Origin of the sequence: Streptomyces sp. NPDC007164 (assembly GCF_040634135.1) — a bacterium.
In the GTDB taxonomy this organism is placed as follows: Bacteria; Actinomycetota; Actinomycetes; order Streptomycetales; family Streptomycetaceae; genus Streptomyces; species Streptomyces sanglieri.
Genome location: NZ_JBEYFB010000002.1, coordinates 1 through 18,775, shown reverse-complemented (window position 1 = coordinate 18,775; position 18,775 = coordinate 1). Strand labels below are relative to the sequence as shown.

20 protein-coding genes are annotated in these 18,775 nt (G+C 69.6%); 13 read left to right on the top strand and 7 right to left on the bottom strand.

Annotated features, from left to right (window positions below; translation table 11 throughout):
• Positions 1 to 9: 9 nt before the first annotated feature.
• Positions 10 to 684 (bottom strand): FadR/GntR family transcriptional regulator, encoded by a 675-nt coding sequence (locus ABZ622_RS04560; RefSeq protein WP_360540331.1) that lies wholly within the window; start codon positions 682 to 684, stop codon positions 10 to 12.
• Between the two features lie 146 nt (positions 685 to 830).
• Here ABZ622_RS04560 and ABZ622_RS04555 point away from each other — a divergent pair, with 146 nt between their 5' ends.
• From ABZ622_RS04555 to ABZ622_RS04540, 4 genes are all read left to right on the top strand, one after another.
• A complete protein-coding gene (locus tag ABZ622_RS04555) occupies positions 831 to 2,144 on the top strand; it encodes an MFS transporter (RefSeq protein WP_360540329.1) in 1,314 nt (437 codons plus the stop codon).
• A 26-nt stretch (positions 2,145 to 2,170) separates the two neighbouring features.
• On the top strand, positions 2,171 to 2,281 hold the full coding sequence (locus tag ABZ622_RS04550; protein ID WP_259931089.1) for an SGM_5486 family transporter-associated protein: 111 nt from the start codon (positions 2,171 to 2,173) through the stop codon (positions 2,279 to 2,281).
• 250 nt (positions 2,282 to 2,531) lie between these two features.
• On the top strand, positions 2,532 to 2,738 hold the full coding sequence (locus ABZ622_RS04545) for a hypothetical protein (protein ID WP_360540327.1): 207 nt from the start codon (positions 2,532 to 2,534) through the stop codon (positions 2,736 to 2,738).
• 74 nt (positions 2,739 to 2,812) lie between these two features.
• Positions 2,813 to 3,331, top strand: a complete 519-nt coding sequence (locus tag ABZ622_RS04540; protein WP_360540325.1) for a histidine phosphatase family protein — start codon at positions 2,813 to 2,815, stop codon at positions 3,329 to 3,331.
• 71 nt (positions 3,332 to 3,402) lie between these two features.
• Here the strand turns inward: ABZ622_RS04540 and serB are convergent, their stop codons facing one another.
• Complete coding sequence (gene serB / locus ABZ622_RS04535) at positions 3,403 to 4,680, bottom strand: phosphoserine phosphatase SerB (RefSeq protein ID WP_360540323.1); 1,278 nt, start codon at positions 4,678 to 4,680, stop codon at positions 3,403 to 3,405.
• A gap of 399 nt (positions 4,681 to 5,079) precedes the next feature.
• Here serB and ABZ622_RS04530 point away from each other — a divergent pair, with 399 nt between their 5' ends.
• Positions 5,080 to 7,641: an FHA domain-containing protein gene (locus ABZ622_RS04530; RefSeq protein WP_360540321.1), complete on the top strand. Its 2,562-nt coding sequence runs from the start codon at positions 5,080 to 5,082 to the stop codon at positions 7,639 to 7,641.
• 96 nt (positions 7,642 to 7,737) lie between these two features.
• Here ABZ622_RS04530 and ABZ622_RS04525 read toward each other — a convergent pair whose 3' ends face one another.
• Complete coding sequence (locus ABZ622_RS04525; protein ID WP_360540319.1) at positions 7,738 to 8,517, bottom strand: transglycosylase SLT domain-containing protein; 780 nt, start codon at positions 8,515 to 8,517, stop codon at positions 7,738 to 7,740.
• A 559-nt stretch (positions 8,518 to 9,076) separates the two neighbouring features.
• Between ABZ622_RS04525 and ABZ622_RS04520 the strand changes: the two genes are divergently transcribed.
• From ABZ622_RS04520 to ABZ622_RS04510, 3 genes are all read left to right on the top strand, one after another.
• Positions 9,077 to 10,222 carry a GAF domain-containing sensor histidine kinase gene (locus tag ABZ622_RS04520; protein ID WP_360540317.1) on the top strand — a complete coding sequence of 382 codons (1,146 nt, stop codon included), beginning with the start codon at positions 9,077 to 9,079 and terminating at the stop codon, positions 10,220 to 10,222.
• Positions 10,215 to 10,859 (top strand): response regulator transcription factor, encoded by a 645-nt coding sequence (locus ABZ622_RS04515; RefSeq protein ID WP_360540315.1) that lies wholly within the window; start codon positions 10,215 to 10,217, stop codon positions 10,857 to 10,859. Before ABZ622_RS04520 ends, ABZ622_RS04515 begins: the two co-directional genes overlap by 8 nt.
• Positions 10,860 to 11,004: 145 nt before the next feature.
• Positions 11,005 to 11,253: a chaplin gene (locus ABZ622_RS04510; protein WP_124718427.1), complete on the top strand. Its 249-nt coding sequence runs from the start codon at positions 11,005 to 11,007 to the stop codon at positions 11,251 to 11,253.
• Positions 11,254 to 11,393: 140 nt separating this feature from the next.
• Here the strand turns inward: ABZ622_RS04510 and ABZ622_RS04505 are convergent, their stop codons facing one another.
• Entirely contained in the window at positions 11,394 to 12,179 is a 786-nt protein-coding gene (locus ABZ622_RS04505; RefSeq protein WP_266691635.1) for a hypothetical protein, read from the bottom strand.
• Positions 12,180 to 12,321: 142 nt separating this feature from the next.
• On the opposite strand from ABZ622_RS04505, the gene ABZ622_RS04500 reads away from it, so the two are divergent.
• The 4 genes from ABZ622_RS04500 (at position 12,322) to ABZ622_RS04485 (ending at position 15,543) form a co-directional block, all read left to right on the top strand.
• The gene (locus ABZ622_RS04500; protein ID WP_124718429.1) at positions 12,322 to 13,119 is read left to right on the top strand and encodes an ABC transporter ATP-binding protein; all 798 of its coding nucleotides are present in this window, start codon (positions 12,322 to 12,324) and stop codon (positions 13,117 to 13,119) included.
• A 90-nt stretch (positions 13,120 to 13,209) separates the two neighbouring features.
• Entirely contained in the window at positions 13,210 to 13,638 is a 429-nt protein-coding gene (locus tag ABZ622_RS04495) for an NfeD family protein (protein ID WP_266421208.1), read from the top strand.
• A 146-nt stretch (positions 13,639 to 13,784) separates the two neighbouring features.
• Positions 13,785 to 14,714: an SPFH domain-containing protein gene (locus ABZ622_RS04490; protein ID WP_360540311.1), complete on the top strand. Its 930-nt coding sequence runs from the start codon at positions 13,785 to 13,787 to the stop codon at positions 14,712 to 14,714.
• Between the two features lie 61 nt (positions 14,715 to 14,775).
• Positions 14,776 to 15,543 carry a sulfite exporter TauE/SafE family protein gene (locus ABZ622_RS04485; RefSeq protein WP_360540309.1) on the top strand — a complete coding sequence of 256 codons (768 nt, stop codon included), beginning with the start codon at positions 14,776 to 14,778 and terminating at the stop codon, positions 15,541 to 15,543.
• 60 nt (positions 15,544 to 15,603) lie between these two features.
• Here the strand turns inward: ABZ622_RS04485 and ABZ622_RS04480 are convergent, their stop codons facing one another.
• The 3 genes from ABZ622_RS04480 to ABZ622_RS04470 form a co-directional block, all read right to left on the bottom strand.
• Positions 15,604 to 16,110, bottom strand: a complete 507-nt coding sequence (locus ABZ622_RS04480) for an HNH endonuclease (protein ID WP_360540307.1) — start codon at positions 16,108 to 16,110, stop codon at positions 15,604 to 15,606.
• Between the two features lie 155 nt (positions 16,111 to 16,265).
• Positions 16,266 to 16,796 (bottom strand): YbhB/YbcL family Raf kinase inhibitor-like protein, encoded by a 531-nt coding sequence (locus ABZ622_RS04475; protein WP_360540305.1) that lies wholly within the window; start codon positions 16,794 to 16,796, stop codon positions 16,266 to 16,268.
• A 52-nt stretch (positions 16,797 to 16,848) separates the two neighbouring features.
• The gene (locus ABZ622_RS04470; protein WP_360540303.1) at positions 16,849 to 17,631 is read right to left on the bottom strand and encodes a sporulation protein; all 783 of its coding nucleotides are present in this window, start codon (positions 17,629 to 17,631) and stop codon (positions 16,849 to 16,851) included.
• Between the two features lie 73 nt (positions 17,632 to 17,704).
• On the opposite strand from ABZ622_RS04470, the gene ABZ622_RS04465 reads away from it, so the two are divergent.
• Positions 17,705 to 18,346, top strand: a complete 642-nt coding sequence (locus ABZ622_RS04465; protein WP_360540301.1) for a DNA-3-methyladenine glycosylase — start codon at positions 17,705 to 17,707, stop codon at positions 18,344 to 18,346.
• Positions 18,347 to 18,775 lie beyond the last annotated feature (429 nt).

Genomic DNA, 18,775 nt, shown 5'->3' with positions numbered 1-18,775 from the left:
GGATACGCCCTATACCCGGTCCACCGAACAGCTCAACGCATGGCTCGCGGCCTCGGCCGCCGCCGTCTCCCCGTCCCCCGCCCGGATCGCCTCGACCAGCCTGCCGTGGTCCATGTGGTTCTCCGGCCGCAGCTCGCGACCGATGTCGCCGCGGAGATAGTCGCGCAGCAGATCGCCCAGGTCGGCGTAGAGACCGGTCAGCACGTCGTTGTGCGAGGCGGCGACCACGGCCAGATGCAGCGTCGCGTCCGCCGCGACGAACGCCTCGGCGTCACCCTCGGCCCAGGTCTCCTCCCGGCGCGCCATCAGCGCGTCCAGCTGCTTCAGATCCCGCTCGGTACGCCGGGCGGCCGCCAGTCTCGCCGCCGAGGACTCCAGGGTGGAGCGCAGCTCGGCGACATGGCGCGGATCGGCGGAGGCGAAACGGCGGTGCATCACCCCGGCCAGCTCGCTGGTGGCCACGACATAGGTGCCCGAACCCTGCCGGATGTCGAGCAGGCCGTTGTGCGCGAGGGCGCGCACGGCCTCGCGCACGGTGTTGCGGGCCACCCCCAGCTGCTCCACCAGCTCGGGCTCGGTGGGGATGCGCGAACCCACGGGCCACTCGCCCGAGGTGATCTGGTTCCTCAACTGGGCGATCACCTGGTCGGCGAGGGCCGAACGCCGCGGAGACGTCAGCGTCATGGTGCTCCTTGGTCGAATTGCTGGGGGTGACGAGGTGGGGTGAGGGGGCGGGAGTCGCTGCGGTTGCGGTGCCCGGAGCGAATCGTCTCAGAGCGGCTCCCGCCTGATTGGACAATCAATCATCCCATGATTCTATGATGGGCCTCATGCCCGACGACGAGAGCCGGCCCCAGACCCGGACCCTGACCCCCGCCACCACGGTGGACGACCCCACGAAATCCGCGGCCGTGCAGACCCCGCGGGCCCCCCGGACGGCACCGGCCGCCGACGGGGCCTCCCCCTGGCTGCTCCGGCTGGTCGTTGTCGGGCTGGTCCTCACCGCGCTCAACCTCCGCCCCGCCATCACCAGCCTCGGCGCCCTCCTCGAAGAGGTGCGCGACGGGCTCCACATGAGCGGCAGTGTCGCCGGTGTCCTGACCTCCGTACCGCCGCTCTGCTTCGCGGTCTTCGGCATCATGGCACCGCGCCTCGCCCGCCGCTTCGGCGCGGGCGCGGTCGTCTGCGCCGGCATGACCGCCATCACCGCCGGTCTGGTGATCCGGCCGCTCGTCGGCGGGACGGCCGGCTTCCTCGCCGCGAGCGCCCTCGCCCTCATGGGCATCGCCGTCAGCAACGTCCTGATGCCGGTGATCGTCAAGCGCTGGTTCCCGGACCGGGTCGGCTCCATGACCGGTCTCTACTCGATGGCCCTGGCCCTCGGCACCTCGCTGGCCGCCGCCGTGACCGTGCCCATGACCAGTGCGATGGGCGGCAGCTGGCGGCTCGGGCTCGGGGTCTGGGCCGTGCTCGCCGCCGCCGCGATCCTGCCCTGGATCCCGCTGGTACGGGACCGCAGCGGCGCCCCGGGGAAGCCGGCCGCACAGCAGCCGGACGCCCCCGCCCTGCGGATCACCCGCAGCCGTACCGCCTGGGCCCTCGCCTGCTTCTTCGGGCTGCAGGCCACCGCCGCGTACATCACCATGGGATGGATGCCGCAGATCTTCCGCGACGCCGGGGTCTCGGCCGGTACGGCGGGTGTGCTGCTCGCCGTGACCATGGCGATGGGCGTGCCGCTCGCCTTCGTCATCCCGCGGGTCGCGACCCGGATGAAGAACCAGGGCGCGATCGTCGTCTTCCTCGGCAGCTGCGGCCTCCTCGGCTACGCGGGCCTCTACCTCGCACCGGCCGGCGGCGCCTGGGCCTGGGCGCTGCTGCTGGGCATCTCGAACTGCTCCTTCCCGCTCGCCCTGACCATGATCGGCATGCGGTCCCGCAGCGGCGCCGGAGTGGTCCGGCTGTCCGCGTTCGCGCAGTCCGTCGGCTATCTGATCTCGATCCCGGGACCGCTGCTGATCGGTGTGCTCTACCAGCACAGCGGCGGCTGGGAGCTGCCGATCGCGCTGATGGCGGGCCTCATGGTGCCGCAGATGGCGTTCGGAATCCTCGCCGGGCGGGACCGGACCATCGAGGACGAATGCTGAAGTGCGAGACTGACCCCATGTCTCCTGTGCTCGACCCGAATCCCCAGAACGGTCAGAAGAAGCTCCTCATGGTGCTCGGCGCGATGCTGCTGATCACCGTGATCGTCGCGGTGATCGCCTCGATCGCGTCCCCCTGAGCCGTATGCGTCCCCTGCCGAGTCCGTCATGACCGGTGCGCCGGGCCCCTGAGGCGTCGTGCCCTCGGAGCCGTACGCACCCCCTGAGGCATACGCGACCTCGGAGCCGTACGGCCGCCGATGGTGGGGCTGGCCCCCGTGTCCCCTAGGGGGCCAGGGTCAGGGTGAAGTGGGTGGCTCGCCGGATGGGGCCGGCCGCCCCGGATCCGTAGGTTTGCGGTATCAGCACCGAAGACCCGCGGAGGCGGACATGCCGGCCCGAACACACACCCCGACCACCCACCCGGCCACCGGCAGCGTCGAGGTCCGGCTGCCGTGGTGGGCCATCGCGCTGCCCGCGATCGCGTTCGCCGCGCTCCTGCTGCTGATCGTGGGATCCGGCGAGGCGCAGGCCGCGGCCACCGACCCGGCGATCAGCCGGTTGCTCACGCGAATCATGGCCCTGGTGACCGGCTGACGTCGTCCGCGCACCCCGCGGAAGCCCGTCAACACCCTGCGCCGGGCGGCACATTTCATGCGAAGCTGAGGTGTATGAGCGTCGATACACCTCGCAGGATCGTCCTTCTCAGGCATGCAAAGGCGGAATGGTCGCAGGACTCCGACCACGAGCGACCGCTCGCGGAGCGCGGCCGCAAGGATGCCCCCGTCGCGGGCCGCAAACTCGTCGACTCCGGGATCGCCATCGATCTGGCCCTCTGCTCCACCGCGGCCCGGACCCGCGAGACGTGGAAGCTGGCCGTCCACGAGATGCCACAGCGCCCCAGGACCGTGTACGAGGACCGGCTGTACGAGGCGTCCCTCGGTGAGCTGATTGCGCTGATCAACGAGACCCCCGACGATGTGCACAACCTCCTGGTCATCGGCCACAACCCCGGTATGCACGCGGTCGCCGACGCCCTCTCGGAGTCGTCCGGGGGCGACGCCCTGGCCCGGATGACCCGCGGCGGCTTCCCCACCGCCGCGTTCGCCGTCGTCGAGTTCACCGGCTCCTGGAAGGGCGTGGAGCACGGAGTGGGCAAGCTGGTCGAGTACTGGACGCCCAACGACTGACGTCGTTCCCGTACGACGCAGGGCCCCGGCGCGGGAGCACCAGGGCCCTGCGTCGTACCTGTGTGAACGCGTCAGTCGACGAGGCCGTCGGCGGCCTCGACCTCCTCGCGGGTGATGCCGAGCAGATACAGCACGGTGTCCAGGAACGGCACGTTCACCGCGGTGTGCGCGGCCTCGCGGACCACCGGCTTGGCGTTGAAGGCCACGCCGAGCCCGGCGGTGTTCAGCATGTCCAGGTCGTTGGCACCGTCACCGATCGCGACGGTCTGCGCCAGCGGCACCCCGGCCTGCTCGGCGAAGCTGCGCAGCAGCCGGGCCTTGCCGGCCCGGTCGACGATGTCGCCGACGACCCGGCCGGTGAGCTTCCCGTCGACCACTTCCAGCGTGTTGGCAGAGGCGAAGTCGAGCCCGAGCCGTTCCTTCAGATCGTCGGTGACCTGGGTGAACCCGCCCGAGACCACACCGACTTGGTAGCCGAGCCGCTTCAGCGTACGGATCAGGGTGCGCGCGCCCGGCGTCAGCCGCACCTCGGCGCGCACCTTGTCCACCACCGACACGTCGAGCCCGGCCAGCAGTGCCACCCGCGCGTGCAGCGACTGCTCGAAGTCGAGCTCGCCGCGCATCGCCTGCTCGGTCACCTCGGCGACCTTGTCCTCGCAGCCCGCGTGGGCGGCGAAGAGCTCGATGACCTCGTCCTGGATGAGCGTCGAGTCGACGTCCATGACGACCAGGCGCTGGGCCCGGCGGCTCAGTCCGGCCGACACCACCGCGACATCGACGCCGATGCCGGCGGACTCCGTCGCCAGCGCGGTGCGCAGCTCCTCGGTCGCGGTGCCGGAGACCGCGAACTCGACTGCCGTGACCGGGTACTTCGCGAGCCGGAAGACGCGGTCGATGTTGCCGCCGGTGGAGGTGATCGTGGCCGCTATGGCAGCGGTCGACTCCGCGGTCAGCGGGTGCCCGAGCACCGTCACATGGGAACGCCCGTCACCACGCGGCCGGTTGTCACCGGTACCGGAGATGATCTCGGCCTGGAGCTTCAGCGAATCGGCCCAGCTGTGCACGGTCGCCCGCAGATCGCCCTCGGTGGTGCCGCCCGCGGTCGGGGCGGTGACCAGTGCGCACAGGACGATGCGGCCACGGGTGACGACCTGCTCGATGTCGACGACGTCGACCGAGTAGGCGGCGAGGGTGTCGAAGAGCCCGGCGGTGATACCGGGGCGGTCCTTCCCGAAGATCTTCACGAGAAGGGTGGGGGTGCCGGCGCCCCGAGAGGACTCGGGGGGCTCGGTACGGGACTCAGGGGACTCAGGAGACGAGGAGGACCGAGGTGGCTGAGATGCGCTCATGGTGCTTCCACCGTATCGGTCCGCCCCGGCGCTCCGGAGGTCCGTCCCGAGGACCGGACAGCGCGTCGGACACGCACCCCCGCCCGGCACCCGCGCGTGGTGACGGACCGCGCGCGTCCGGATCCGGCCGGTGTCCGGCGGGCCCGGGAGAACGCCGGCGCGGAGTGGCCGGAATGTTCCGGTAGCTGGCGATTCGTACGTACTCGGGTCGCTTGCCGCGCCCTGCTCCCTTTGGCCGCGCGCCGCTTCCGCAGTTCGTGTCGGCACCGTAACGATGCAGGTCCAGGCCGGGTCTTCAGCCCGCTCGACTTTCGTATCGGGGACTGCTCCTGGAATAGTTCCCCACGATGTTCAGCATCCCTAGACTCCCTGTGATGGGGGTAACTCGGGGGACAACTAGTGGGGCGCGGAGTGCCGGAACTCGTACTGGAATTGAATGGCAGGACCTGGACGCTCGATCCGTCCAGGTCGTACACCTTGGGTCGCGATCCGCAGGGCGACCTGACGATCGACGACGCCAGAGTGTCGTGGCGGCACGCCACGATCAGCTGGGGGGGCCGGAATTGGTTCATCGAGGACCACGGCAGCACCAACGGAACCTATACGCAGGGCAACCGGATCCAGCAGCTGGAGATCGGCCCCGGCTCGGTCGTGCACCTGGGCAATGCCACTGACGGCCCGCGGCTGAGCCTCACCGCCGCGGCGGGTGCCGGCGCGTACAGCGGACAGGGCGCGGGTGCCCAGCAGGCACCGGTCCAGCAGCCCCAGCAGGGCGGCGCCGGCTGGCCCGCCGGGCAGGCACCCGCTCCGCACCAGCCGCAGGGCTGGCCGCAGCAGGCCCCCCAGGGAGTGCCGCAGCAGCAGCCCGCACAACCGCGGGTCCCGCAACAGCAGGGCATGGCGCAGATGCCCGGCGCGGGCGGAGCCGCGGGGGCTCCGCCGGTGTACGGAGACCGCAGCCCGACCACGTTCCACCAGCTGGACCTCGGTCGCGTCATGCGCATCGGTCGTGCGCTGGAGAACGAACTGGTGGTCTCCGACCTCCAGGTCTCGCGCCACCACGCCGAATTCCACGCGACCCCCGACGGCCGCTTCGAGATCCGTGACCTCGGATCCCACAACGGCACGTACGTCAACGGTCAGCCGCTCTCCAAGTCCGGCTCCGCGCTCATCGGCCCCAACGACATCGTCGGCGTCGGTCACTCGACCTTCCGGCTGGTCGGCGACCGGCTAGAAGAGTTCGTCGACACCGGTGAGGTCTCCTTCTCCGCCCGCCACCTCACGGTGACGGTCGACGGCGGGAAGCAGATCCTCAAGGACGTCTCCTTCGGCGTCCCGGAGAAGTCGCTCGTCGCGGTCATCGGCCCGTCCGGCTCCGGCAAGTCCACCCTGCTCAAGGCGCTCACCGGCTACCGGCCCGCCAACCAGGGCGACGTCCTCTACGACAACCGGAACCTGTACAAGCAGTTCGCCGAGCTGCGCCAGCGCATCGGTCTGGTCCCGCAGGACGACATCCTGCACAAGGAACTCACCGTCACCAAGGCGCTCAAGTACGCAGCCAAGCTCCGCTTCCCCGCGGACACCACCGAGGCCGAGCGCCAGGCCCGGATCCTCGAAGTCCTCGCCGAGCTCAAGCTCGACATCCACAAGGACAAGAAGGTCACCTCGCTCTCCGGCGGCCAGCGCAAGCGCGTCTCCGTCGCCCTGGAGCTGCTCACCAAGCCGTCGCTGATATTCCTGGACGAGCCGACCTCCGGCCTCGACCCGGGCATGGACCGCGACGTCATGCAGCTGCTGCGCGGTCTGGCGGACGACGGCCGCACCGTCCTGGTCGTCACGCACTCCGTCGCCGAGCTGGCGATCTGCGACAAGCTGCTGGTCATGGCGCCGGGCGGTTCCGTCGCCTACTTCGGCCCGCCGGAGGAAGCGCTCAACTTCTTCGGCTACACCACCTGGGCCGATGTCTTCTCCGCGTTCGAGAACTACCGCGACTACGACTGGTCGGGCCGCTGGCGCGGATCGCAGCACTACCAGATGTACGCCGCGGACATCGACGCCGTCGCCGCGCAGTCCGTACACATGCCGCCCCCGCAGCAGATGCGCCCGCCGAAGCCGCAGAGCTGGTCGGCCCAGCTGTGGACGCTGATGCGCCGCTACGTCTCGGTGATCGCGTCCGACAAGGGTTTCATGGGCCTGATGGTGATCCTGCCCGCCGTGCTCGGCGTCGTCAGTGTGGTCATCCCGGCCAAGTTCGGCCTGGCCCCGCCGGACCCGCCGTCCCGGTTCAACAGCGCCGCCGGAACGATCATGCTGATCCTCGCGGTCGGCATGTGCTTCTCCGGCGCGGCCAACTCCGTACGAGAACTGATCAAGGAACGCGTCATCTACGAACGGGAACGGGCCACCGGCCTGTCCCGCTCCGCCTATCTGATGTCCAAGGTGATCGTCCTCGGCGTGATCACCGCCATCCAGGGCGTCATCATCTGCGGCATCGGCTTCGCCACCCGTGAGCTGCCGGCCGAGGGCCTGATCATGCCGCCGGCCGTCGAGATCTGCCTGACGATCATCGCGCTCGGCTTCACCTCGATGATGTTCGGCCTGGTGATCTCCTCGCTGGTGAAGACCGCCGAGAAGACCATGCCGCTGCTGGTCATGTTCGCGATCGTCCAGGTCGTCTTCACCGGCATCCTCTTCCAGGTGTTCGGCTCGCCCGGCCTGGAACAGTTCGCCTGGCTGATGCCGTCCCGCTGGGCCATCGCCGGCGCGGGCACCACGCTCGACCTCTCGCACCTCATGGCGCCGTGGGACCCGAAGAGCCCGACCGATCTCGACCCGCTGTGGGAGCACTCGGCCGCCCAGTGGGGGATCAACATCTCGGTACTCCTGGTGCTCGGCATCATCTGCGGCGTCGTGGTCGCGCGACTGCTGCGCCGCCACGAGCCGGAGGTCATGCGCAAGTAGCGCGGGCCCCGGCACACGACCGCCGAAGGGCGGCACCCCGCGCGGGGTGCCGCCCTTCGGCGTGTGCGGATGCCGTCCGGCGATGCGCGCCGCCGGTCAGTACGCGCTGTTGACGTTGTCGATCGAGCCGTACTTGTCGGCCGCGTAGTTGGCCGCGGCCGTGATGTTGGCGACCGGGTCGTAGATGTTCGACGAGGTGCCCGCGACGTGGTACGCGTTGAACGTCGGCTGGATGACCTGGAGCAGGCCGCAGGACGGGGTGCCGTTCTGGGCGTTGACGTCCCAGCCGTTGACCGCGTTCGGGTTGCCGGTCGACTCGCGCATGATGTTGCGGTGCAGACCGTCGTACGAGCCGGGGATGCCCTTGGCCCGCATGATGTCCAGGGCCTCGTTGATCCAGCCGTTCAGGTTGTTGGCGTACACCGGGGTACGGGCCTCGGAGCGGCTGGCGGCCTGCGGCGCGGTGCGCTCGGCGGCGACGGCCTTCGCCCGCACCTTGGCGGCGGCCTTGGCCTTTGCCTCGGCCCGGGCCTTGACCTTGGCGGCCTCGGCGGCCTTGACCTTGGCGGCCTCGGCCTTCGCGGCGGCGGCCTTCTTGGCCTTGGCGAGGTCGGCCGCCTTCACCAGCTTCTCGGCGGTGGAGTGCTGCTCGATGATGCTGGCCTGCACGGCCTTGGCCTGCGGAGTACCGGCGGCCGACGCGAGGACCACGGGGGCGGCGGACACGGGGGTCTCGGCCTCGGGCTTGGGGTCGGCGTTGGCGGGGACGAGCGAGAACGAGAGCGCGGCGACGGCCATGGCGGAGATTCCCGCGACGGAGAGCTTCTGGGTCTTGTTCAGGCGACGACGACGGCCGGGGGTGCTGGACGCGGACATGCAGACGTACCTCTTCGTATCGCGGGAGTCCTCACGGAGGACGAAGACGGGAAGCGGTCTCGCATCCCCGTCGGGGACGAGTGCAATTCTTAGCGCCAGCAAAATCTGGTGGCAAAGGTGTGACGTACGAACCCGGCTAGTGGACCGGGCCCCGCTCGAACGTGTCGGCCCGCGCTCATAACCACTGATGTGGTGCTTATGTGTCCACTAGCAGGCTTCGTAAGTGACGTGGGTCCTATGCGCGGCCTCACACCGGGCGGACGGCAACCTCACCAACCGTTGCTCAAGCAATTCGGAGTGTGAGATTCCGGGGCGGTCGAGGGTGCCTGACGCGGTCGCCACCCTTGTGTACGGGGCCGCTCCCGTCGCTCCCGCACACAGGGCCGCTCCCGTGTACGAGGCCGTTGTCGCCCGTACAGGGCCGTTGTCGCCGGCAGACGGACGGATCCGGTCCCGGTCCCCTGCGCCCCGGTCGGCGCATGGACCTAGTCCCTGCGCCCTAACCGGCGGCCGTCCACAGGCCGATACGGCGTTCGAACCACGCCGGTACGGTGAGGCCATGAGCCATCGCCCACCGTCGGGTCTCGCCGCCGTGAGCGCCGCGCTGCTCGCCATGAGCCGGCATCTCGAAGTGCGCGACGTCCTGAAGAAGATCGTCGCCTCGGCCCGCGAGCTGCTGGACGCCGAGTACGCCGCGCTGGGCGTCCCCGACGACCACGGCGGCTTCGCCCAGTTCGTCGTCGACGGTGTCAGTGACGAGCAGTGGAAAGCCATCGGCCCGCTGCCCAGACAGCACGGCATCCTCGCGTCGATGCTCCACGAGGCGAAGCTCGAACGCCTCGCCGACGTCCGCAAGGACCCCCGCTTCGAGGGCTGGCCGGCTGCCCACCCCGACATGTCCGACTTCCTCGGCATGCCCATCAGGGACGGCGAGGAGACCATCGGCGCGCTCTTCCTCGCCAACAAACGCTGCCCCAAACCCGAGGGCAGCTGCGGCTTCACCGCCGAGGACGAGGAACTGCTGTCGATCCTCGCCCAGCACGCGGCCATCGCACTCACCAACGCCCGGCTCTACGAACGCAGCCGCGAGCTCACCATCGCCGAGGAGCGCTCCCGGCTCGCCCACGAGCTGCACGACGCGGTGAGCCAGAAGCTCTTCTCGCTGCGGCTGACGGCCCAGGCCGCCGCCGCCCTGGTGGACCGCGACCCGGCCCGCGCCAAGGGCGAGCTCCAGCAGGTCGCCGCGCTCGCCGCGGAAGCCGTGGACGAACTGCGCGCCGCCGTCGTCGAGCTGCGCCCCGCCGCGCTCGATGAGGATGGCCTCGTCGCCACCCTCCGTACCCAGATCCAGGTCCTGGACCGGGCCCACACCGCCCGGGTCACCTTCGGGAGCCTGGGCATACGGGCCCTGCCCGCCGCCCAGGAGGAGGCGCTGCTGAGGGTCTCCCAGGAAGCCCTGCACAACGCACTGCGCCACTCCGGGGCGGAGCACGTCGAGGTCACGCTGGCCCGGCACGGCAGCGGCACGCGGCTGCGGATCACCGACGACGGCTGCGGCTTCGAGCCCGCGGCGACCCGGCAGGCGGGCCGGCATCTGGGCCTGGTGTCGATGCGGGACCGCGCGAACGGCGTCGGCGGAAGGCTCATCGTTGAATCGGCGCCCGGCAAGGGCACCACGATCGAGATGGAGGTACCCGGTGGCTGACAAGATCATCAGGGTGCTGCTGGTCGACGACCATCAGGTGGTCCGCCGCGGTCTGCGTACGTTCCTGGAGATCCAGGACGACATAGAGGTGGTCGGCGAGGCGGCCGACGGCGCCGAGGGGGTGGCCAGGACCGAGGAGCTCCGCCCCGATGTCGTCCTGATGGACATCAAGATGCCCGGCACCGACGGCATCGAGGCGCTGCGCAGGCTGCGCGAGCTGGAGAACCCGGCCAAGGTCCTCATCGTCACCAGCTTCACCGAGCAGCGCACCGTGGTCCCCGCCCTGCGCGCCGGAGCCTTCGGTTACGTGTACAAGGACGTCGACCCCGACGCCCTGGCCGGCGCGATCCGCTCGGTGTACGCGGGCCACGTCCTGCTCCAGCCGGAGGTCGCGGGGGCGCTGCTCGCCCAGGAGGACTCAGGCAGCGGCACGGGCCGGGGGAGCACCCTCACCGAACGGGAGCGGGAGGTGCTCGGCCTGATCGCCGACGGCCGCTCCAACCGCGAGATCGCGCGAGCGCTGGTCCTCTCCGAGAAGACCGTCAAGACACACGTCTCGAACATCCTGATGAAGCTGGACCTCTCGGACCGGACCCAGGCGGCCCTGTGGGCGGTACGACACGGGGCGGCGGGCTGACCGGCGACGAAGCGGACCGTCTTCCTCCGGGCTGAGATTCATACTGTCGGGTGTATGTCACCCGGACGGCGCAACCTGCTCGGCCCCGGGGCGTTCTCCAGGGTGCTGCGGCGGCCGGCCGCAGCCACGCTAGGAGGATCCTGAAGTGAAGAACCTGAAGAAGGCCGCTGCCGTCACCATGATCGCCGGTGGGATCATCGCCGCCGGCGCGGGCGCCGCCTCCGCCACCGGACACGGCGCGGGCGCCGACGGCGTCGCGGCCCACTCCCCGGGCGTGGTCAGCGGCAACGTGATCCAGGTCCCGGTGGACGTCCCGGTCAACGTGGTCGGCAACACGGTCAACGTGATCGGCCTGCTCAATCCGGCCTTCGGCAACCTCGGCCTGAACGGCTGACCGACCCCGCCACCGGCTGACCGACCCCGCGGCCGGCTGACCGGCTGCACGGTCATACGTAGCCGGCTCCACGGTCACACCTCGCCGGACGGGCGCATCGAGCCCGTCCGGCGGCCCCCGTCATCCGCCCGCCCAAAGAACTACCGCTCCCGCTCGCGCTCCTCCACGTACGCGTTGTACGCGGCGACCTGCGCCCGCCGGGCCACCCGCTCCACCGGCCTCAGCGCCTCGCCCCGGGCCGCGATCTCCGAGGCGCTCACCGCCCCGCCGTGCCCGTTCTCGTACGCCACCGAGATCAGCAGCCCCACCCGTTGCGCCAGCTCCAGCACCCGCACCGCCCGCGGCGGATACCCCGGAGCCAGCACCTCGCGCCCCCGCTCCGCCCGCGCCCGGTAGGCGTCCACCGCGGCATCGGCCACCGGCCCCGAACCGGCCACGTCCAACCGCGACAGCACCGCCGTGGCGTCCCGCAACGCCTCGGCGAGCTCCCGCTCCGCCTCGCCCAGCGACGGCACATCGGCCGGCGGCGCCTCCCGCACCGCCAGACAACGCCACACCACCTCGATGCGCAGATCCCCGGCCGGCCCCACCTCACGCACCTCGGGAACCAGCCCGTACGGCGCACCGAAGGCCACCACCGCCTCCTCGGCCTCCAACGCCCGCGCGTTGAAATCCGGCGGACCGCTCAGCCCCAGCGGATGGCCCGGCGCCGGCAGCGCCACCCGGAAACCCGTCACCCCCAGACCCCGCAGCCGCCCGAGCGCCAGCGTGAGCCCGACCGGCCCCGCCTCGCCCGGCAGTCCCTCGACGCGGTGCACCGCGTCCTCCCCGACAATGGCGAGCGCCGCCTCGTCCGGCGACACCAGTCCCGCCAGAAGTGCGTTTCCCCAAGCGGCCAACAGTCCTGAGCGTGGTTCCGAAAGCATGGGAACACCCTAGGGAACGGGCCCGGGGGCTGTCGTCACTCGGGCCCAGCGCCGGGAGCACTCGCGCGGTGGCGTAGATTTCCCTGGGAGCTGTGCCCACAGGTACCGACGATCTCGACACTGCATGGGGAGACAACGCGCCATGAGCGATGTACTGGAGCTGGTGGACGTATCCGTGGTCCGCGACGGACGCGCTCTGGTGGACGACGTCTCCTGGTCGGTCAAGGAGGGGGAGCGCTGGGTCATCCTCGGCCCCAACGGCGCCGGCAAGACCACCCTCCTCAACATCGCCTCCAGCTACCTCTTCCCAAGCACCGGTACCGCCAAGGTCCTCGGCGAGCAGCTCGGCGGCGTCGGCACCGATGTCTTCGAGCTCCGCCCCCGCATCGGCATCGCGGGCGTCGCCATGGCCGAGAAGCTGCCCCGGCGCCAGACCGTCCTGCAGACGGTGCTCACCGCCGCGTACGGCATGACCGCCACCTGGCACGAGAACTACGAGGCCGTCGACGAGGAGCGCGCCCGCGCCTTCCTCGACCGGCTCGGCATGACCGAGTACCTCGACCGCAAGTTCGGCACCCTGTCCGAGGGCGAGCGCAAGCGCACCCTGATCGCCCGCGCCATGATGACCGACCCCGAACTGCTGCTCCTCGACGAGCCGGCGGCGGGACTCGACCTCGGCGGCCGCGAGGACCTGGTGCGCCGCCTCGGCCGGCTGGCCCGCGATCCGTACGCCCCTTCCATGATCATGGTCACCCACCATGTCGAGGAGATCGCCCCCGGGTTCACCCACGTCCTGATGATCCGCCAGGGCAAGGTGCTCGCCGCGGGCCCCATGGAGACCGAACTCAGCTCCCGCAACCTCTCCCTCTGCTTCGGACTGCCGCTCGTCGTCGAGCACACCGGCGACCGCTACACGGCCCACGGACTGCCGCTCTCGTAACCGCCACCGAAGCGGACTCCCGGCCGCAATGGGCGCAGCGGCCGGCTTGCGCCCTGTCCGCGAGGGCGTTCGCGGTTCTACCATGACCCCGTGGACATCGATGCGTGGGTGTGGTGGCTGATCGGCGCGGTGGGACTGGGCATCCCACTCGTCATGACTGCGATGCCCGAGTTCGGCATGTTCGCCGTCGGTGCGGTCGCGGCGGCTGTCGTCGCGGCACTAGGCGGCGGCATCGTGGCCCAGGTGCTGGTGTTCGTCGTGGTCTCCGTGGCACTCATCGCGGTGGTCCGTCCGATCGCCGCCAGACACCGTACCGACAGGCCCCAACTCGCCACCGGCATCGATGCGCTGAAAGGCCGTCAGGCAGTCGTCCTGGAGCGGGTCGACAGCAGCGGCGGCCGGATCAAGCTGGCCGGCGAGATCTGGTCCGCCCGCGCACTCGACGAGGGCCAGAGCTTCGATCCCGGCCAACAGGTCGATGTCGTCGACATCGACGGAGCAACGGCAGTCGTCATGTGACCGAACCACCCACAAGGCAGAGCGAGTTCTGTCAGACTCGAAGTCGATCATCATGAGATCGGGGCCGGCACAGCTTCCGGCCCCTCCCGCGAACTCGACCTCGATCATCGCGATCCGTCGGCAACCGAAGGGCAACGAGGAACACGATGCAACCGATCATCATCGTTCTGATCATTCTGGTGGTGCTCGTCTTCATCGCCCTGATCAAGACGATCCAGGTCATCCCGCAGGCCAGCGCCGCCATCGTGGAGCGCTTCGGCCGTTACACCCGCACGCTCAACGCAGGCCTGAACATCGTCGTTCCATTCATCGACTCCATCCGCAACCGCATCGACCTCCGTGAACAGGTCGTGCCGTTCCCGCCCCAGCCGGTGATCACCCAGGACAACCTGGTCGTCAACATCGACACCGTCATCTACTACCAGGTGACCGACGCGCGGGCCGCGACCTACGAAGTCGCCAGCTACATCCAGGCGATCGAGCAGCTCACCGTCACCACCCTCCGCAACATCATCGGTGGCATGGACCTGGAGCGGACCCTGACCTCCCGCGAGGACATCAACGCGGCCCTGCGCGGCGTCCTCGACGAGGCCACCGGCAAGTGGGGCATCCGCGTCAACCGCGTCGAGCTCAAGGCGATCGAGCCGCCCACCTCCATCCAGGACTCGATGGAGAAGCAGATGCGCGCCGACCGTGACAAGCGCGCCGCGATCCTCCAGGCCGAAGGAACACGCCAGTCCGCGATCCTCACCGCGGAGGGCGAGAAGCAGTCCGCGATCCTGCGCGCCGAGGGTGAGGCCAGGGCATCGGCCCTGCGCGCCGAGGGCGAGGCCCAGGCGATCCGTACGGTCTTCGAGTCGATCCACGCCGGCGACCCGGACCAGAAGCTCCTCTCGTACCAGTACCTCCAGATGCTCCCGAAGATCGCCGAGGGCGACGCCAACAAGCTCTGGATCGTGCCCAGCGAGATCGGCGACGCCCTCAAGGGCCTCAGCGGCGCCTTCGGCAACCTCGGCAACGGCCTCCCCGGTTTCGACACGAGCAAGGAACGCCGGGAACAGCCCCCGGTCGACTGACGCGTACACGCCCCGTGCATGATCAATGCACCAAGCACCGATCATGCACGGGGGGTACGCAATGAACATCTGGGAGATGCTCGCCGTCTTCGTCGCGGGCATCAGCGCAGGAACGATCAACACGATCGTCGGCTCGGGAACGCTGATCACCTTCCCCGTGCTGCTCGCCACCGGCCTTCCACCGGTCACGGCCACCGTCTCCAACGCCCTCGGCCTGATACCCGGTTCCGTCAGCGGCGCCATCGGCTACCGCGAAGAACTCAAGGGACAGCGCAGCCGCGTACTCAAGCTCGCCGTCGGCGCTCTCATGGGCGGCCTCACCGGCGCCACCCTCCTGCTCGCCCTGCCCTCGACGGCCTTCGAGACCATCGTGCCGATCCTGGTGGCCATGGCCCTCGTCCTGGTCATCCTGCAACCACGCATCAGCAAAGCGGTCCAGCGCCGACGCGAGCACAGTGGCACCCCCGCCCGCCCCGACGGCGGACCGCTGCTGTTCGTCGGCCTGATGCTCGCCAGCGTCTACGGCGGCTACTTCACCGCCGCCCAGGGGATCATCTACCTCTCCCTGATGGGCATGCTGCTCGACGACACCATGCAGCGTCTCAACGCCGTCAAGAACGTCCTGGCCGCCGTCGTCAACAGCATCGCCGCGCTCTTCTTCCTCTTCGTCGCCGACTTCGACTGGACGGCCGTCGTACTGATCGCGGTCGGCTCCGCCCTCGGCGGCCAGATCGGCGCCAAGGTCGGCCGCCGCCTCAGCCCCACCGTGTTGCGCGTCCTCATCGTCGCGGTCGGCACGGCCGCCATCGTCCAGCTGCTGCTCCGCTGACACGGCGAAGCCCGCCTCCCCACGGAGACGGGCTTCACCACGACGAAATGCGTACGCCGGCTACGCCGCGGTGGTCTCCAGCCACTCCGGCAGCGCCGACCGGTCGCCGGACCCCATCGCCAGCAGCATCGCCTGCGCGGGAGACGGTACGAAGGGCTGGCGCAGCAGCGGCATCCCCGCCTGCTCCGGCGTCCGGGCCGCCTTGCGGTGATTGTCCTCGGCACAGGACGCCACCGTGTTGAGCCAGGTGTCCTGACCCCCCTGGGCGCGCGGCACCACGTGGTCGACGGTGCTCGCCCGCCGCCCGCAGTACGCGCACCGGTGCTGGTCCCGTATCAGCACACCCCTCCGGGACCAGGGGGCATGTCTTCGGAACGGCACCCGTACGTACCGGCAGAGCCTGATCACCCGGGGCACCGGAATGTCCACGGCGGCGCCACGCATGCGGAGATCGGGATGCGACTGCTCGACGACGGCCTTGTCCTGCAGAATCAGCACCACCGCACGATTCAGCGTCACCGTCGACAGCGGCTCGAAGCTCGCATTCAGTACCAGCGTGTCCCGCATCTCGCCCACCTCCCGTGTGCCGGCCGCCCCCTGGCAGGCCCGGATCAACTCTGGCCGGGCGAGCCGTGATGGACAACGCAATAAAAATGCCCTGCCCTGATCTCTCCAGGACCAGGGCAGGGCAAACAGCAGGGGAACTCTCGGCTCACCGGGTACTACGCGGGACCGGTGTACTCGCCGATCAGCTGAGCACGGCCCAGCGTGTGGAACCGCAGATTGAAACCGACGACCGCGGGCGACGCATCACTGTCGACACCCAGCTTCTCGGTGTCCACCGCGTACACCGTGAACACGTAGCGGTGGTTCTCCCCGGCCGGCGGAGCGGCACCGCCGAACTCCTTCGAGCCGTAGTCGTTACGGACCTGGACGGCGCCGGCGGGCAGCCCTTCGAACCTCCCGCTGCCCGCGCCGGCCGGCAGCTCCGTGACCGTCGCCGGGATGTCGAAGAGCACCCAGTGCCAGAACCCGCTGCCGGTGGGGGCATCGGGGTCGAAGCAGGTCACGGCGAAACTCTTGGTCTGCGCCGGGAACCCCTCCCACCGCAGCTGCGGCGAGGTGTTCCCGGCCGCGAACACCTGAGCGTCCGCCAGCACGGCACCGGGAGCGAGATCCTCGCTCACCACCGTGAACGACGGCACCTCCGGATGGAAGTCGTGCGGCAGCGGCGCCCTCTTCGGCTCGGTCACGTCAGCACCTCTCCTGATCGCTCTACTGCTGTCAGCAGGTCTCCCACCGACCCTAGAGCCAGTTGCGCTGACCGCCGACCTGCGCCAGCCACTGATTGAGGTACGCCGCCCAGTCGGTCCCCTGGAAGTCGTGCATCCCCACCTTGAACGCGCGGTAGGAGTCGCTGCCCTCGCTGAAGAGCCCCGGCTTCTTGTCCATCTCCAGGACGACGTCCATCTCGCGGTCGTCCGCGACGAACGTGAGCTCCACCTGGTTCAGCCCGCGGTACTGCTGCGGCGGGAAGAACTCGATCTCCTGGTAGAACGGCAGCCGCTGGCGCGTACCGCGAATGTGACCGCGCTCCATGTCGGCGCTGCGGAAGCCGAAGCCGAGCCGGCCGAAGGCGTCGAGGATGGCCTGCTGCGCCGGCAGCGGGTGCACATTGATCGGGTCCAGGTCGCCCGAGTCCAGCGCCCGCGCGATCTCCAGCTCCGTGGTCACGCCGATGTTCATGCCGTGCAGGTGCTGACCGGCGAACATCGTGATCGGCGTCTCCCACGGGATTTCGAGCCCGAAGGGTACGACGTGGACGGCACCGGCCCGCACCTCGAACGCGCCACCGAGCCGCAGCTTGGTGAACTCGATGTCCTGCTTGGTCTCCGTGTCCTGACCCTCGACCTCGACCCGGGCCTGCAGGCCCACGGAGAGTCCCTCGATCTGCTGATCCACGGAACCGCCCTGGATCCGCACCTCACCCTGGACGACCCCACCCGGTACGACGTTGAGCTCGGAAAGCTCGGTCTCCACCGAAGCGCCACCGGCACCCATGCTCGCGAGCAGCCGCTTGAAGCCCATGTTTACTCCTCCTTGGTCCTGACCCCTAGATACGCGCCACGACCGTAGTCGGTTCCCGGTACCCTCGACCGCCATGATCGAGGGCTTGGACCGTACGCCGCTGACACGCGACTTCTTCGACCGCCCCGTACTGGACGTGGCACCCGACCTCCTGGGCCGGACCCTGGTGCGAGCCACGCCGGACGGACCCATCGAGCTCCGCCTCACCGAGGTGGAGGCGTACGCCGGTGAGATCGACCCCGGCTCGCACGCCTTCAGAGGCCGCACCGCACGCAACAGCGTCATGTTCGGCCCACCCGGCCACGCGTACGTCTACTTCACCTACGGCATGTGGCACTGCCTCAACCTGGTGTGCGGGCCCGAGGGCCGGGCCGGCGGGGTCCTGCTCCGCGCCGGCGACATCCAGGTCGGCGCCGAACTCACCCGCGAACGTCGAAACTCGGCCCGCAATGACAAGGAACTGGCCAAAGGCCCGGCCCGCCTGGCCACCGCCCTCGACGTCGATCGAGCACTGAACGGCACCGACGCCATCGCCCATCCCGGCGGCCCACTGTCCGTACTGCACGGCACCCCGCCCCCACGCGACCAGGTACGCAACGGCCCCCGCACCGGAGTGGGCGGCGACGGCGCCACACATCCCTGGCGCTTCTGGATCGACGGCGACCCCACGGTGAGCCCCTACCGGGCCCATGTGCCACGCCGCCGCGCAACTTGACTCGCCCTTGAGGGACGCCTAATGTGGCCCGAGCCGCTTGAGACGGTTGCTGCTGTCGATGAGGTCCATCGGACCGAATCCGAGCATCCCTGAGCGGCCAACCACTACCTACGAATCACCCTGGCGGGTGCGAATTCGGCGTGCCGTAATTCAATCCCTTTCGGCTCGATTATGAGTCGCCAAGGAAATCGGCTAATGTAGTGGACACGCCGAAAGGCAAGGCCCCTCCAAGGCCACCGGAATTCAAATTCGGACCGGAAACGGAACGGAAAAGAGTCTGGTAGGGTTGGAACCGCCGGAAAGGGAAACGCGAAAGCGAAGAACTGGAAAGCGGAAAGCAGGATCCCGCTTCGACCGGGAATCGGACACGAAAGAGTCTGATAGAGTCGGAAACGCAAGACCGAAGGGAAAAGCCCGGAGGAAAGCCCC

Bases quoted from the DNA above. Each gene is read 5' to 3' on its own strand.
- ABZ622_RS04560 (WP_360540331.1), bottom strand. From the start codon at position 684: ATGACGCTGACGTCTCCGCGGCGTTCGGCCCTCGCCGACCAGGTGATC.
- ABZ622_RS04555 (WP_360540329.1), top strand. From the start codon at position 831: ATGCCCGACGACGAGAGCCGGCCCCAGACCCGGACCCTGACCCCCGCC.
- ABZ622_RS04545 (WP_360540327.1), top strand. From the start codon at position 2,532: ATGCCGGCCCGAACACACACCCCGACCACCCACCCGGCCACCGGCAGC.
- ABZ622_RS04540 (WP_360540325.1), top strand. From the start codon at position 2,813: ATGAGCGTCGATACACCTCGCAGGATCGTCCTTCTCAGGCATGCAAAG.
- serB (WP_360540323.1), bottom strand. From the start codon at position 4,680: ATGAGCGCATCTCAGCCACCTCGGTCCTCCTCGTCTCCTGAGTCCCCT.
- ABZ622_RS04525 (WP_360540319.1), bottom strand. From the start codon at position 8,517: ATGTCCGCGTCCAGCACCCCCGGCCGTCGTCGTCGCCTGAACAAGACC.
- ABZ622_RS04520 (WP_360540317.1), top strand. From the start codon at position 9,077: ATGAGCCATCGCCCACCGTCGGGTCTCGCCGCCGTGAGCGCCGCGCTG.
- ABZ622_RS04505 (WP_266691635.1), bottom strand. From the start codon at position 12,179: ATGCTTTCGGAACCACGCTCAGGACTGTTGGCCGCTTGGGGAAACGCA.
- ABZ622_RS04500 (WP_124718429.1), top strand. From the start codon at position 12,322: ATGAGCGATGTACTGGAGCTGGTGGACGTATCCGTGGTCCGCGACGGA.
- ABZ622_RS04490 (WP_360540311.1), top strand. From the start codon at position 13,785: ATGCAACCGATCATCATCGTTCTGATCATTCTGGTGGTGCTCGTCTTC.
- ABZ622_RS04485 (WP_360540309.1), top strand. From the start codon at position 14,776: ATGAACATCTGGGAGATGCTCGCCGTCTTCGTCGCGGGCATCAGCGCA.
- ABZ622_RS04480 (WP_360540307.1), bottom strand. From the start codon at position 16,110: ATGCGGGACACGCTGGTACTGAATGCGAGCTTCGAGCCGCTGTCGACG.
- ABZ622_RS04470 (WP_360540303.1), bottom strand. From the start codon at position 17,631: ATGGGCTTCAAGCGGCTGCTCGCGAGCATGGGTGCCGGTGGCGCTTCG.
- ABZ622_RS04465 (WP_360540301.1), top strand. From the start codon at position 17,705: ATGATCGAGGGCTTGGACCGTACGCCGCTGACACGCGACTTCTTCGAC.